Here is a 13,970-nt window from a genome sequence, read left to right as displayed (position 1 = left end):
TCTGCCTCAGGTCTGAAGGGGAGGGCGGACCGCCGGACGGCTGGCCTGCCGGAGGAAAGGGATCAGTTCGGGTCGCCGCCACCGAGCAGGCGGCGCAACATGCCCGCCATCGGCCCGGTGGCCGCATGGGTCTCGGTAGGGCGGGCCTGGCGCACGTGGCTTTCGCCCTTCGCCTTGCCGGCGCCGCCCTTGGCGCCCGCCGGCTCCTCCGAGCCGCCGGTGGCCAGCGTCACCTTGTTCATGAAGACGGCGTCCTCGCCCGCGACCAGCGACGGCGCGTTGCGCGCGACGGTCTCCAGCATCGGCTCCAGCCAGTCGCGGTCTACCTTGGCGAAGTCGCCGAGGACATGCGGGTTGACGCGCTCCTTGGAGCCGGGGTGCCCGATCCCGAGGCGCACGCGCCGGTACTCCTTGCCGAGATGCGCGTCGATCGAGCGCAACCCGTTGTGCCCGCCGTGACCGCCCCCGGTCTTCACGCGCACCTTGCCGGGCGGCAGGTCGAGTTCGTCGTGGAAGACGACGATGTCGGCGGGCGGGATCTTGTAGAAGGCTGCAGCCGCCTGCACCGAGCGTCCGCTGTCGTTCATGAAGGTGAGAGGCTTCAGGAGGATCACCTTCCGGCCCGCGATCGAGCCCTCGGCGATCTCGCCGTGGAACTTCTTCGACCAGGGAGAGAAGCCGCCCGTGCGGGCGATCTCGTCAACCGCCATGAAGCCGATATTGTGCCGGTTGCCGGCATATTGCGCGCCGGGATTGCCGAGGCCCACCATGATGAGCATGTGCCCGTCCTCCAGCGATCCGGGGTCGAGAGAACCCGAACCCGCCCATCAGGGTGCGGCGGACGAAAAGCTCCGTCCGCCGCTCGTCGATCAGTTGCCGGTCTTCGGCTCGTCCTCGGCGGTCGCGTCGGTCTGCTCGATGACTTCCGTCTCCGGCGTCTCGGCGTCGAGCTCGTCGACTTCCTCGGCCATCGGCGGAACGATCGTGGCGATCACGAACTCCTCGTCCGTGGTCAGGCGCACGCCCTTCGGCAGCTTGAGGGCCGACGAGGAGACCGCGTCGCCGATCTCGAGGCCGGTCAGGTCGAGCGTGAAGCCCTCCGGAATCGACTGCGCGGCGCAGACGACTTCGATGTCGTGGTGCACGACGTTGAGCGTGCCGTCCTGGGCCTTGATGCCCGGCGCGGCGTCTTCGTTCTCGAAATGCACCGGGATGCGGACCGTGACTTCCGTGCGGTCGGAGACGCGCAGGTAGTCGACGTGGGTCAGCGTGTCCTTGACGACGTCGAGCTGGTAGTCCTTCGGCAGGACCTTGATCTGCTTGCCGCCGACGTCGATCGTGATGACCGTCGTCAGGAAGCCGCCGCCGTGCAGCTTGAGGAAGGTCTCCTTGTAGGGGACCGCGATCGGCAGGGGCTCCTGCTTGTCGCCGTAGATGACGGCTGGCACCATTCCGTTGCGGCGGAGATGTCTGGCGGCCCCCTTGCCGACCTTCTCGCGCGCTTCGGCCTTGACCGTGTAGCTCTCGCTCATGGTTTCAATCCTTGTTTTCGTTCAGAGGTTGCCGCTCCGGCGCGAGGACGCCCGGAACGACGAAAAGCGGCCGTGAGGCCGCTTCACGCCCGCGCTGCCTCCAAGGGTGTCCGCGCGGGCGGGTTGGCTATAGCGGCGATCGGCTCGAGGTGCAAGGCGAGCGCCGGCCTCGGCTCAGTCGAAGAGCGAGGAGACCGACTGCTCGGTGGTGGTGCGCGAGATCGCCTCGCCGAGCAGCGTCGCAGTGCTGATGACGCGGATGTTGCGCGCCTCGCGGATCGCCTTGGTCGGCTCGATCGAATCGGTGATCACGAGTTCCTCGATCGAGGAGGCGGCGATGCGCGCGACCGCGCCACCCGACAGGACGCCGTGGGTAATGTAGGCACGCACGCCCTTAGCGCCTGCCGCCATCAGCGCGTCGGCCGCGTTGCACAAGGTGCCGCCGGAATCGATGATGTCGTCGATCAGGATGCAGTGCCGGTCCTTCACGTCGCCGATGATGTTCATCACCTCGGACTCGCCCGGCTTCTCGCGGCGCTTGTCGACGATGGCGAGCGGCGCGTCGAGGCGCTTGGCGAGCGAGCGGGCGCGCACCACGCCGCCCACATCCGGCGAGACCACCATCACGCGGTCGGTCTCGAGGTGCTCCTTGATGTCGCGCGCCAGCAGCGGCACCGCGAAAAGGTTGTCGGTCGGGATGTCGAAGAAGCCCTGGATCTGCCCGGCATGAAGATCCATCGTCATCACGCGGTCGGCGCCGGCATGGGTGATGAGGTTGGCGACGAGCTTGGCCGAGATCGGCGTGCGGCCGCCGGCCTTCCGGTCCTGGCGGGCATAGCCGAAATAGGGGAGGACCGCGGTGATGCGGCGGGCGGAGGCCCGGCGCAGCGCGTCCATGATGATCAGAAGCTCCATCAGATGGTCGTTCGCGGGGTACGACGTCGACTGGATGACGAAGCAGTCCTCGCCGCGAACGTTCTCCTGAATCTCGACGAAGATCTCCTGATCGGCGAAGCGGCGCACCGATGCGGCGCCGAGCGGCAGTTCCAGGTAGCGCCCGATCCCTTCGGCCAGAGTGCGGTTGGAGTTGCCGACAAAGAGTTTCATCGCTGACCGCTTTATCCGTCTACGGGGCACGCCGGACCTCGGAAGGGAGGGGCCGGTCGCATGGGCGGGCTCTTAGCAAGCTGGTGGAAAGATTCAAGGTTGCACCGCGGGAAAGACCGCGGCGCGGTTAAGTCCTCGCCTCGATCAGCCGGTCGCCTTCAGCTCGATCGGCAGGCGCGACAGGCACTCGGGCGCGCCCTCGGTGGTGAGGTAGGTCTGCCCGAGGCACATCGCGGCGCCGCTGTCGGAGTCCATGATGATCATGTGCGCGAACAGCGTCATGTTCGGCCGGATCGGCTCGGCATTGCCCGAGACGAACATCTGCGGGTCCATCCAGGACGGCGCGAAACGAGCACCGACCGAGTAGCCGCAGGCGGCGAGGCGATGGCGGGCGAGGTCGTGGGCCTCCATCACGCGGGCATGGGCGTCGAACACGTCGCCGAAGGTCTGCCCGGGGCGCATGGCCCCCTCGACGGCCTTCAACGCCTCGGCGCCGGCCGCGAACAGTTCCTCGTGGCGTATCAGCGGGCGGCCGACGATCACGGTGCGCATCAGAGGGGCGTGGTACTGCGCCTTCACGCCGGACCACTCGATCGTCAGCTGGTCCTGCGCCGACAGGTTGCGGCGGCCGGACTTGTAACGGCAGAGGAGCGCATCCTCGCCGGAGCCGAGGATGAACGGATTGGCGGGGTAGTCGCCGCCCTTCAGGAGGATGTCGCCCTGCAGTGCATGGAGGAGGACGCCCTCGTCGGCCCCCTCGCGCACCAGCGGCCACATCGCCTCGAACGCCTCGTCGCCGAGCCGCGCGGCCTCCCTTGCATAGGCGATCTCGGCCTCGCTCTTGATGACGCGCAGCGCGGGCACGAGGTCGGACGCGTCGGTGAGCGCGGCGAAGGAGCCGAGCTTTTCCTCGACGAGCTTGCCGTTCGCCGCCGTCAGACCGTGCGTCGACCACTCGACGCCGACGCGGGCGCCGAGCAGCCCCATATCGTCCATCATGTCGCGCAGCTCGATCGCCGGGTTGGCGCCGCCGCGATCGCGCCAGACGACGACCGTCTCGATGTTCGAGGTGGCGCGCGCCTGGCGCAGGTCCGCCGAGCGCGTGAGGAGGCGCATCTCGCCGTCCGCCTTCACGACGAGGCACTGGAAGAAGCAGAAGCCGAACGTATCGTAGCCCGTCAGCCAGAACATCGAGTCCTGCGCGAAGAGCATCACGGCATCGAGCTTGCGCTCGGCCATCTCGGCGGACAGGCGCGCGCGGCGGCGCTCGAATTCGTCGGGCGTGAAATGGAGCATGAAGCGCTTTCGTTCAGGCGAGGGCGATGGCAGAGAGCTGCCGACCGTAGTCGGTCTCCCCGCGATGGGTGGTACGCCGGAAGGAAAAGAACGCGTCCTCCTCGGCATAGGTGCAGCGTCCGACGAAGCGGGCCGCGACGCCGATGCGCTCGAGGCGGGCGAGGATGAAGGCGGGCAGGTCGAACTGGCGCTTCTCCGGCGTCGCACCGGCCGCGAAGAAGCGCTCGTTGGCGGCATCCTCGCGCAGGAAGGTTTCGGCCATGTCGGCGCCGACCTCGTAGTTGGCCTGCGTGATGCAGGGCCCGAGCACCGCCTCGATCCGGTCGCGCCGCGCGCCGAGACCCTCCATGGTCTCGACCGTGCGCTCGAGGACGCCGCCGGCGGCCCCTCGCCAGCCGGCATGGGCCGCCGCAACGACGCCGCCGCGCGGGTCGGCAAAGAGGATCGGCCCGCAATCGGCCGTCACGACGCCGACCGCGAGACCCCGCGTCGCTGTCACCACCGCGTCCGCCTTCGGGCGCTCGCCGCCGAACGGCTCGGTCGCGACGACGGCATCCGGCGAATGCGTCTGCCAGGGCGTCGCCAGCTGCGCACCTTCGAGCCCGAGGAAGTGCACGGCGCGCCGGCGGTTCTCGTGCACCGCCTCGGCTTCGTCGTGCGAGCCGATCCCGGCGTTGAGGCCGCGATAGATGCCGGTCGAGACGCCGCCGGCCCGCGTGAAGAAGGCGTGGGCGAGCCGTGCGTCGGAGCCGAAGCGCGGGTCCTGGACGGTGTCGCGCGCGCGAAGGTGCGAAGCGGCGGAAAGGCGATGATCGAGCATGGAATGCGGCTGTCCGTTATGGACCCTCATTCGTGGGGGAGGGGGTGGTCGAAGTCAATCGACGCGCGGTTGCACGAAGGGCGGCAGCGGCAGCGGGGCGGAAGCCGCGCCGAACACTTTGAACAGCGTTCCCATTTCGCCCTGGGCCCGGCCGGCGAGGCGGTGGACGGCGGCCGTGATCGCCGCACGGCCGGCCTCGTCGGCATGGGCGCCGAGCCGTCCCGCCCGCTCGGGCAGCCCCAGCGACAGAAGGAAGTCGCCATGCGCCGCAAGGCCGAAGCGGAGCGTCGGCGCCGCCCCCGCCATGGCACGCGCGACTTGCTCGAAATCGACATGGCTCGTGATGTCGGCCGTGCCGGGCGCATCGAGCGCCCCCGCCGTCTCGTGGCGGCGAAGCGCCTGTAGCGTGTCGCCGAACCCGGTTCGGGCGTGGCCGTAGTCGATCAAGAGCGCGGCGCCGCCCTCTTGCGCGAGCCGGCGGGCGAGGGCAGCGCACAGGGCGTCGCGCTCAGGCGAGACCTCGAACACCGCTCCCTCGGCGGGTTGCGGCAGGCGGGCGAGGGCCGCGGGCACGAGTGTCGTCGCAGGGCCGTCGGCGAAGGCGAAACCGCCGGCGGCGGCGTCCACTAGCCGCTCGTGCCACGCGCCGCCGCGGAACACGAACTGGCGGATGGCGAGCGCATCGAGAAGTTCGTTGGCGACGAGGAGAAGCGGCCCGTCGCCGTCGAGCTCCTCGATCTGCCGGACGCGCCGGACGGGCAGGTCGAAGCGCGCGAGGCGCTCGGCCTGAATGCCGGCGAGGCGGTCACTGACCTCGACCAGCCGGATGCGCGCCGCCTTGAGAAAGGCCGGGTCGAGCTGGCGCAGGGTGCGCAGCATGTCGGCGATGAGCGTGCCGCGTCCCGGCCCCGCTTCCGCAAAGGTGAAGGCGGGGGGGCGGCCGAGTCCGTCCCAAGCTGCGAAGGCCCAGGCGGCCAGAAGCTCGCCGAACATCTGGCTGATCTCGGGCGCGGTGGTGAAGTCGCCGCTCGCGCCGATCGGGTCGCGGCTCGTATAATAGCCGTCGGTCGGATCGAAGAGGCAGAGGTTCCAGAACCGGTCGAGCCGCATCGGGCCCGACGCCTCGATCTCGGCGCGGATGCGCGAAGCGAGATCGCTCACGCCGCGGCCGTGGTCTCGGCAGGGCGGGGCTCGTAGGCGCGGGGCTTGGCGGTCGCGATCGCCCAGAGCCCGACGAGGAGCATCGGCAGCGACAGCACCATGCCCATGGTCAGCCAGCCGGTGCCGAGGAGATAGCCGAGCTGCACGTCGGGCATGCGGAAGAACTCGACGAAGATGCGCGCGCAGCCGTAGAGCAGGATGAAGACCCCGCCGACGAGGCGCGGACGCCCGAGCGCACCGAAGCGATGGGTCAGGACGCGCAGGATCAGGAAGAGGACGATGCCCTCCAGCGCCGCCTCGTAGAGCTGGCTCGGGTGGCGCGGCTCGGGGCCTGCATGCGGGAACACCATCGCCCAGGGCACGGAGGTCGGCGCGCCCCAGAGCTCGCCGTTGATGAAGTTGGCGATGCGGCCGAAGAACAGGCCGAAGGGCACCGAGGCCGCGACGACGTCGATCAGGCTGAACAGCGGCACCTTGTGCGAGCGGCAGAACAGGATCATCGCGATCGTCACACCGATCAGCCCCCCGTGGAACGACATTCCGCCCTCCCAGATGCGGAAGGCCGAGAGCGGGTCGGCGGCGACGCGGTCGAAGTCATAGAACAGGATGGAGCCGAAGCGCCCGCCCGCCACGATGCCGATCGTGATCCAGACGATGAAGTCGTCGATGTCGGTCTTGGTGATCGGCGAGACGCCGTTCGGCCAGAGCCGCGACGTGCCGACGAGATGGCGCCCGTAGAGCCAGCCGCACAGGATGCCGGCGACGTAGGCGAGCCCGTACCAGCGCAGCGCGATCGGTCCGATCTGCAGGAAGACCGGGTCGATCTGGGGATAGGTGAGGACGCCGAGAACGGCGGAGGCTGTCATGGCGGAGGGCTCCTCGGGGCTCGGCGCGTCGGGCGGGGATGTGCGCCGGGCAGGCGGCGGGGTCAAGCCGCTCCATTGCCAAGGCGGGGGCGAGCGCCTACGTCCGAGGGTGCGCTAGCCGCTTTCAAGGAGCGAACCGATGAACGACCGAGGCCCCAACCGCATGCTCGACGAGTTCGCCCGCATGATGACCGACGCGGCTGGCGCGGCGCAGGGCGTGCGCCGCGAGATGGAGACGGTGTTCCGCTCCCAGGGCGAGCGCTTCATCAATTCGATGGACCTCGTCCAGCGCGAGGAGTTCGAGGCCGTCCGCGAGATGGCGACGCGGGCACGCGTCGAGAACGAAGCTCTGAAAAAGCGCGTCGCCGACCTCGAGGCCCGTTTGTCTGGGGCCTCCACGACCGCGCCCTGACGCTTTTCCACAGGCCGTGCACAGGTTTGTCACGAGCCTGCCGCGGCCCCATGGAATCGGAAAAGCGTGAGCGCTGAATCCCTTAACGCCTCGGAGTCGGGCCGCGGGTTCCGACCCGCTCCCGACGAACCTTAAAATACCGTTTCCGCCTCTGGAATCGCGAGTCCGCGTCGATACACTGAAATCAACGGTGATTCGCCACGGCGGCGGTTTTCCGGGAGGCGCGGAAGCCAGGGTCTTACGAGGAATTCGACCCTTGACGACGGGGTGCGTGCGGCATCTCGGCGGTCCCGCGTCCGATGCGGCACGGGGATCAAACGACATGCAACTCGGCGAACTCGACGTCAGGCGACTCTCCCATCCGGTGGATGTGATCGAGACCGTCGCCTCGCGTCATGACTGGTCCTTCGAACGCCCCTGCGACGACGAGATCGCGGTCTCGGTGCAGGGCGCCTGGACCGACTATTCCGTCTCGTTCTCCTGGATGGAGGCCTCCGAGGCGCTGCATCTCGGCTGCGCGTTCACCCTCAAGGTCCCGGCCCGGCGACAGGTCGAGGTGCTGCGGCTCCTCTCGCGCATCAACGAGGGGATGCTGGTCGGCCATTTCGATCTCTGGGCGGCCGAAGGCGCGGTGATGTTCCGTCACGCGATCCTCCTGTCCGGCGGCGTGCAGCCGACGAGCCAGCAGGCCGAGCGCCTCCTGTCGGCGGCGCTGGAAGCGTGCGAGCGCTACTATCAGGCCTTCCAGTTCGTGGTCTGGGCGGAGAAGTCCGCCGACGAGGCGCTGGCCTGCGTCGTGTTCGACACGGTCGGCAACGCATGAGCGCGGGCATCGCGCCGGTCGGCCGGCTTCTGCTTCTGGGCGGCGGCAACATGGGCGGCGCGATGCTGCGCGGCTGGATCGCGGGCGGGCTCGACCCCGCCTCGGTCACCATCCTCGATCCCAATCCATCACCGGCGCTCGGCGCCCTCTTCGACCAGGGCGTGCGCCATGCAGCGAGCGCCCCGGACGAGCCGCAGGACGTCGTGATCCTCGCGGTCAAGCCGCAGGTGCTGGCCGAAGCGGTCGCGCCGCTGCGCGCGAGCCTGAAGCGCGAGACGCTCGTGATTTCGGTCGCGGCGGGGCGTACCATCGCCTTCATCGAAGAGCAGTTGGGCGCGCGGCCGGTGGTGCGCGCGATGCCGAACACCCCCGCCCTGATCGGGCGCGGCATCACGGGCGCCTACGCCAACGAGCGGGTGACGCCGGGCCAGAAGGCGATGGCGAACGATCTCTTGCAGGCGAGCGGCCCGGTGGAATGGGTTCGAAGCGAAGACGACATCGACCGCGTGACGGCCGTGTCCGGCAGCGGCCCGGCCTATGTCTTCCTCCTGGCCGAAGCGCTGGCCGAAGCGGGTGTGAAGGCTGGCCTCGACCCTGATCTCGCGATGCGCCTCGCGCGCCATACCGTGGCGGGCGCAGGCGAGCTGATGATCCGATCCGACGATCCGCCCGCGCAGCTGCGCCGCAACGTCACCTCGCCCAAGGGCACGACCGAGGCGGCGCTCGGCGTCCTGATGGGGGAGGACGGCCTCCAGCCTCTGATGACCAAGGCCGTTGCCGCCGCGCGCGACCGTGCGATCGAACTGTCCAAGGGCTGAACGATGAGTGCCGAGACCGCAGGCGTCGCGCCGCAGATCACCTTCGACGACTTCATGAAGGTCGACATTCGCGTCGGGACGATCGTCTCGGCCGAGCCGTTCCCGGAAGCGCGCAAGCCCGCCTTCCGCCTCGTCATCGATTTCGGGCCGGAGATCGGCCAGAAGAAGTCGTCGGCGCAGATCACCGTGCGCCACTCGCTGGACGAACTGGTCGGGCGGCAGGTGATGGCGGTGGTCAACTTCCCGCCGCGCCAGATCGGACCGATGCGCTCGGAGGTCCTGACGCTCGGCTTCCCCGACGAAGCCGGCAACGTGGTGCTCGCGGCGCTGAGCTACGAGGTGCCGAACGGCGGGCGCCTCTACTAGAGCGCGTTCCAAGCGGATCGAACGGTCGTCATCGTCCATCGGACGCCCGCTGCGCGGCGAAGCACTTTCGCCCCGTGCCGACGTTGCCCATCGATGCGACGGCTCCGCTTCCTTCGCGCGCCTTGCCACGAAACGAAATCACCTCCGCGACAACCATCCCGTCAGGATGGAGGACGCTCTAGGCCGGAATTCGGACCAGCGCCTTCAGCCCGCCGAGCGAGGATTCCGACAGGAGGATGTCGCCGCCATGACTGCGCGCGACATCGCGCGCGATCGCAAGGCCGAGGCCCGTGCCGCCCGCATCGATGTTGCGGGCCTCGTCCAGCCGAACGAACGGCTTGAAGACGTCCTCGCGCTGCGTCGGCTCGATGCCGGGACCATCGTCTTCCACGGAGACCGACAGCCAGCGGTCGTCGTGCCGAGCGCTGAGCCGGACTGCGTTGCCGTGGCGCAGCGCGTTGGCGACGAGATTGCCGAGGCAGCGCACGAAGGCGTCGGGCCGCACCGAGATGCGCGGATCGCCGACGAGATCGGTCTCGAGGCTCCGTCCTTTCAGGGACGCCTCGCTCTCAAAACGGGCGAAGACGCGCTCGAGGTCGAGCTCGCCGACCTCCTCGCCGCCCTCGCCCTTGGCGAAGGCGAGATAGCCTTCCAGCATCCGACCCATCTCGTCGACGTCCTGCTCGAGCTCCTGCCGATCCTCGTTCTCTTCGAGAAGCGCGAGCTGCAGGCGGAAGCGGGTCAGGACCGTGCGCAGGTCGTGGCTGACGCCGTTCAGCATCTGCGTGCGCTGCTCGATCTGGCGTTCGATGCGGTCGCGCATCTGGATGAAGGCGAGCGAGGCACGCCGCACCTCCGATGCGCCGCGCACGCGAAAATCGGGCGGCATCGGCTGTCCACGACCGAAGCCCTCGGCCGCCTGTGCGAGCTTCTGGATCGGGCGGATCTGGTTTCGCAGGAACAGGATCGCGATCAGGATCAGCACCAGCGACGTGCCGACCATCCAGAGAAGGAAGATGTGGCTGTTGGAGGCGTAGGCCGAATTGCGCGGCGCGAAGATGCGCAGCATGTGGTCCGGCAGCTGGATGCGGATCTCGACGATCCGCGACTCGCCGAGCGTGTCGATCCAGAAAGGCCGATTGATCTGCCGGGTGATTTCCTCCGACAGGATGCCGTCGAGAATGTTGAAGAAGGGCTTGGGCGCCGGGGCGGGCAGGGGCTCGGGCGGCAGGACCAGGACGTTGAGCGCCAGGCGCTCGCGCGCGATCCGCGTCATCTCGGCATACTCGCCCGCTGGGTCGGGATAGGTCTGGATCATGTCGATCACGGCCGAGATGTCCTGCACCACCGAGGCCGAGAGACGCTGCGTCACCGTCTGCCAGTGGCGCTCCATGAAGACGAAGGCGACCACCGACTGGAGCAGCACCATCGGCGCGATGATGATGATCAGCGATCGGGCGTAGAGGCCCTTGGGCGTGCGGCGCGAGACGAAGCGCCGGAGCTGGCGCGACAGGCCGCGTAGCGCCGCGCCCCAGCCCCGACGCGGCGGCGGCCGCTTCGCTCCGGTCTCGCTGCCCGCCTCGGCGATCACCGAGGCGTCGATGACGCGTTCAATCGACATTCAGACGGTAACCGATGCCGCGCACCGTCTGAAGCCAGAGGGGATTGGCAGGATCGCTCTCGATCTTGCGGCGCAGCCGATTGATCTGCACGTCCACCGTCCGCTCGCCGACCTCGGTGTCGTTGGTGAGGAGATCCTGGCGCGGTATGGTGTCGCCCGCCTTCTGGGCGAATTGCGTCATGATCTCCTGCTCGCGCTCGGTCAGGCGGATCACGTCGGCACCGCGTCGCAGCTCCTTGCGCGACAACGAGAACGAGAATGGCCCGAAGCGCACGTGCTCGACCTTCTGCACCGGCGTCGTGCCGCCGCGCTTCAGGATGTTGTTGATGCGCAGAAGAAGCTCGCGCGGATCGAAGGGCTTGGCGAGATAGTCATCGGCCCCCGCCTCGAGGCCGAGGATGCGGTCGTCGGTTTCCGAGCGGGCGGTCAGCATCAGGATCGGGATGTCGCGATGGGGCGAGACGGAGCGCACGAGGTCGAGCCCGCTTTCGCCCGGCATCATCACGTCGACGATCATCAGATCGAACTCGAGGCCCTGAAGAATGCGACGGGCCTCGGCGGCGTCGGAGGCGACCGACACGCGGAAGCGGCGCTCCGACAGGAAGCGCGACAGGAGGCTGCGGATGCGGCGGTCGTCGTCGATGATCAGGAGATGCGGGGCATCGTCCATCGATTCGTCGGTCGCATGATCCTCGGCGAGCGTCATGTCAGCGGTTCTCCCTTCCGATGCCCTTACGCGCGAACCAGTCCCGTGTCGCCTTCCGATCGGCGCCCATCTCCAGGAGAAAGTCGTTCACGAGGCCCGGATCGTCCAGAGCGGCGGCGCGAAAGGCGGCGTCGATCCGCCGGCCCTGCGCGCGGGAGAGTTCGAGCGTCAGATCGCGGCCTTTCTGCGTCGGATAGAGGCGGCGCTGCCGCCGGTCGTCGGTTCCCTGGACCTGCGCGATGAAGCCGTCGTCGATCAGCTGGCGCAAAACGCGCGAGAGGGATTGCTTGGTGATCTCCAGAAGGTCCAGAATCTCGGCGATGGTCATGCCGGGGTCGCGGTTCACGAAGTGCAGGATACGATGATGTGCGCGCCCGAACCCATAGCGCTCGAGGATCGAGTCGGCGTCGCCCGTGAATTCGCGGTAGGCGAAGAAGAACAGCTCGATCAGCCGGAAGTCGAGTTCGCCGCGCGTGGGCAGCGCGTCCTCGACGATCGTGGCGTCCGGGGCAGGGGCATCGGCCAAGGGCTGGTCCATCGAAATAGGTCAGTACTGTTGACGTATCTACCGCCCATTGTTACACCCGCGCAAGCGCTCGCAAACAGCGATCGCCTGTCGAATGGCCTTTCGAATGCCCCGGATCGGGGCCGGCGCGAGGCCTGCCGCAATTTCATCCCATGAGCGCCGCACCCTTCCGGGGACCGACGGTCATGCCACCGCGCCCGGGCGGTCGGGAGGGTCGACGCATCGCCGGGTCGATGCACGAACGAGACAGGAAAGGGCGCCTTCGGCGCGATCCCCAAGATGAGCAGCGTTCCCTTCGACCAACTCGACGGCCAGATCTGGTACAACGGCGAATTCGTGCCCTGGAAGGATGCCAAGGTCCACGTGCTGACGCACGGCCTGCACTATGCCAGCGCCGTCTTCGAGGGCGAGCGCGCCTATGGCGGCGAGATCTTCAAGCTGCGCGAGCACACCGAACGCCTGATCGAGTCGGGACGCATCCTCGGCTTCGAAATCCCCTACAGCGCCCAGGCGATCGACGATGCCTGCAGCGAGCTCCTGCGCCGCCAGGGTTTCCGTGACGCCTATGTCCGGCCGATCGCTTGGCGCGGCTCGGAATCGATGGGCGTCTCGGCCCAGAAGAACACGATCAACCTCGCCATCGCGATCTGGCAGTGGCCGAGCTATTTCGACCCCGAGCAGCGGATGAAGGGCATCCGGCTCGATCTCGCCGAGTACCGCCGGCCCGATCCGAAGACCGCCCCGTCGCGCGCCAAGGCCGCCGGCCTCTACATGATCTGCACGATCTCCAAGCACGCGGCCGAGGCCAAGGGCTATGCCGACGCGCTGATGCTCGACTGGCGCGGACGCGTCGCGGAGGCGACCGGCGCCAACGTCTTCTTCGTCCAGGACGGCGTGATCCATACGCCCGATCCGGACTGCTTCCTCGACGGCATCACGCGCCGCACGGTGATCGATCTCGCCAAGCGTCGCGGTTACGAGGTGCAGGTTCGCGCCATCATGCCGGAGGAACTGGAAGGCTTCACCGAGTGCTTCCTGTGCGGCACGGCTGCCGAGGTGACGCCGGTGGCCGAGATCGGCCCGTATCGCTTCACGCCGGGCGACGTCACCCGTCGTCTGGTGGAAGACTACGCCGCCGAGGTTCAGCCGAAGCGTCTGGCGGCCGAATAGCCGGTCCGATCCTTTGACCACCGCAAGGGCTCGCCGCAGGGCGGGCCCTTTTCTTTTCGAGGTCGCGGCTCATCATCCCCCGACCCGCCGCCACAGGATTCGCCTCATGAGCCTTGCCGCCGAGATCGTTCCCGTCACCCCGTTCCAGCAGAACTGTTGCATCCTCTACGACGCCGGGGAGAAGGCGGCTGTGGTGGTGGACCCCGGCGGCGACGTCGAGCGGATCGAGACGGCGGTGAAACGGCTCGGCGTGACCGTGGAGGCCATCTGGATCACCCATGGCCATATCGACCACGCCGGCGGCGCCATGGACTTGAAGGGCGCGCTCGGCGTCGAGATCGTCGGGCCGCATCGCGCGGACGAGATGCTGCTCGGGCGGCTGGAGGATCAGGCGCGGATGTTCGGCCTGCCGGGGACGTTCCGCAACTGCACGCCGGACCGCTGGCTGGAGGACGGCGATGTGCTGACGCTCGGGCCCCACCGTTTCGAGGTCATCCATGCGCCGGGCCACGCGCCCGGCCATGTCGTCTTCTTCCAGCGCGAGGCCCGGTTCCTCCACGCGGGCGACGTTCTCTTCGCCGGCTCGATCGGTCGGACCGACCTTCCGGGCGGCGACCACGCGCAGCTCCTCGCCACCATCCGCGACAAGATCCTGCCGCTCGGCGACGAGGTCGGCTTCATCTGCGGCCACGGGCCCGGCAGCCGGATCGGCGTCGAGCGCCGCACCAATCCCTTCCTGCGCTGAC

Annotated in this window: 16 protein-coding genes; 6 read left to right on the top strand and 10 right to left on the bottom strand. The window is 68.5% G+C overall.

Annotated features, from left to right (window positions below):
• Window positions 1-62: 62 nt before the first annotated feature.
• The 7 genes from pth to lgt form a co-directional block, all read right to left on the bottom strand.
• Window positions 63-779 (bottom strand): aminoacyl-tRNA hydrolase, encoded by a 717-nt coding sequence (gene pth / locus BM175_RS06785; protein ID WP_090961042.1) that lies wholly within the window; start codon window positions 777-779, stop codon window positions 63-65.
• Window positions 780-869: 90 nt separating this feature from the next.
• Window positions 870-1,532 (bottom strand): 50S ribosomal protein L25/general stress protein Ctc, encoded by a 663-nt coding sequence (locus BM175_RS06780; RefSeq protein WP_090961039.1) that lies wholly within the window; start codon window positions 1,530-1,532, stop codon window positions 870-872.
• Between the two features lie 174 nt (window positions 1,533-1,706).
• Window positions 1,707-2,639: a ribose-phosphate pyrophosphokinase gene (locus BM175_RS06775; RefSeq protein ID WP_090961036.1), complete on the bottom strand. Its 933-nt coding sequence runs from the start codon at window positions 2,637-2,639 to the stop codon at window positions 1,707-1,709.
• A 144-nt stretch (window positions 2,640-2,783) separates the two neighbouring features.
• Window positions 2,784-3,935 carry a M24 family metallopeptidase gene (locus BM175_RS06770; protein ID WP_090961034.1) on the bottom strand — a complete coding sequence of 384 codons (1,152 nt, stop codon included), beginning with the start codon at window positions 3,933-3,935 and terminating at the stop codon, window positions 2,784-2,786.
• Between the two features lie 13 nt (window positions 3,936-3,948).
• Window positions 3,949-4,755, bottom strand: coding sequence for a peptidoglycan editing factor PgeF (pgeF, locus tag BM175_RS06765; protein ID WP_090961031.1), 807 nt, complete (start codon window positions 4,753-4,755; stop codon window positions 3,949-3,951).
• A 54-nt stretch (window positions 4,756-4,809) separates the two neighbouring features.
• Window positions 4,810-5,916 carry a class I SAM-dependent methyltransferase gene (locus tag BM175_RS06760; RefSeq protein WP_244545904.1) on the bottom strand — a complete coding sequence of 369 codons (1,107 nt, stop codon included), beginning with the start codon at window positions 5,914-5,916 and terminating at the stop codon, window positions 4,810-4,812.
• A complete protein-coding gene (lgt, locus tag BM175_RS06755) occupies window positions 5,913-6,782 on the bottom strand; it encodes a prolipoprotein diacylglyceryl transferase (protein ID WP_090961028.1) in 870 nt (289 codons plus the stop codon). The genes BM175_RS06760 and lgt overlap by 4 nt, the downstream gene beginning before the upstream one ends.
• Before the next feature lie 139 nt (window positions 6,783-6,921).
• On the opposite strand from lgt, the gene BM175_RS06750 reads away from it, so the two are divergent.
• The 4 genes from BM175_RS06750 (at window position 6,922) to BM175_RS06735 (ending at window position 9,201) form a co-directional block, all read left to right on the top strand.
• Window positions 6,922-7,194: an accessory factor UbiK family protein gene (locus BM175_RS06750; RefSeq protein WP_090961025.1), complete on the top strand. Its 273-nt coding sequence runs from the start codon at window positions 6,922-6,924 to the stop codon at window positions 7,192-7,194.
• A 322-nt stretch (window positions 7,195-7,516) separates the two neighbouring features.
• Window positions 7,517-8,017, top strand: a complete 501-nt coding sequence (locus BM175_RS06745) for a type III secretion system chaperone family protein (protein WP_090961022.1) — start codon at window positions 7,517-7,519, stop codon at window positions 8,015-8,017.
• Window positions 8,014-8,835, top strand: a complete 822-nt coding sequence (gene proC, locus BM175_RS06740) for a pyrroline-5-carboxylate reductase (protein WP_090961021.1) — start codon at window positions 8,014-8,016, stop codon at window positions 8,833-8,835. Before BM175_RS06745 ends, proC begins: the two co-directional genes overlap by 4 nt.
• A 3-nt stretch (window positions 8,836-8,838) precedes the next feature.
• A complete protein-coding gene (locus BM175_RS06735; RefSeq protein ID WP_090961019.1) occupies window positions 8,839-9,201 on the top strand; it encodes a tRNA-binding protein in 363 nt (120 codons plus the stop codon).
• Between the two features lie 178 nt (window positions 9,202-9,379).
• Here the strand turns inward: BM175_RS06735 and BM175_RS06730 are convergent, their stop codons facing one another.
• From BM175_RS06730 to BM175_RS06720, 3 genes are read right to left on the bottom strand one after another with little or no spacing between them, the layout of a single operon-like run.
• On the bottom strand, window positions 9,380-10,822 hold the full coding sequence (locus BM175_RS06730) for an ATP-binding protein (protein WP_090961015.1): 1,443 nt from the start codon (window positions 10,820-10,822) through the stop codon (window positions 9,380-9,382).
• Window positions 10,812-11,528: a response regulator gene (locus BM175_RS06725; protein ID WP_090961013.1), complete on the bottom strand. Its 717-nt coding sequence runs from the start codon at window positions 11,526-11,528 to the stop codon at window positions 10,812-10,814. The genes BM175_RS06730 and BM175_RS06725 overlap by 11 nt, the downstream gene beginning before the upstream one ends.
• A gap of 1 nt (window position 11,529) precedes the next feature.
• The gene (locus BM175_RS06720) at window positions 11,530-12,066 is read right to left on the bottom strand and encodes a MarR family winged helix-turn-helix transcriptional regulator (RefSeq protein ID WP_090961011.1); all 537 of its coding nucleotides are present in this window, start codon (window positions 12,064-12,066) and stop codon (window positions 11,530-11,532) included.
• 267 nt (window positions 12,067-12,333) lie between these two features.
• On the opposite strand from BM175_RS06720, the gene BM175_RS06715 reads away from it, so the two are divergent.
• Window positions 12,334-13,224 carry a branched-chain amino acid aminotransferase gene (locus BM175_RS06715; protein WP_090961008.1) on the top strand — a complete coding sequence of 297 codons (891 nt, stop codon included), beginning with the start codon at window positions 12,334-12,336 and terminating at the stop codon, window positions 13,222-13,224.
• A gap of 106 nt (window positions 13,225-13,330) precedes the next feature.
• A complete protein-coding gene (locus BM175_RS06710; RefSeq protein ID WP_090961006.1) occupies window positions 13,331-13,969 on the top strand; it encodes an MBL fold metallo-hydrolase in 639 nt (212 codons plus the stop codon).
• The last annotated feature ends 1 nt before the right edge of the window (window position 13,970 follow it).

This window comes from Aureimonas phyllosphaerae (genome assembly GCF_900113065.1).
Taxonomy (GTDB): domain Bacteria; phylum Pseudomonadota; class Alphaproteobacteria; order Rhizobiales; family Rhizobiaceae; genus Aureimonas; species Aureimonas phyllosphaerae.
This window is presented reverse-complemented; position numbering and strand designations above follow the sequence as displayed.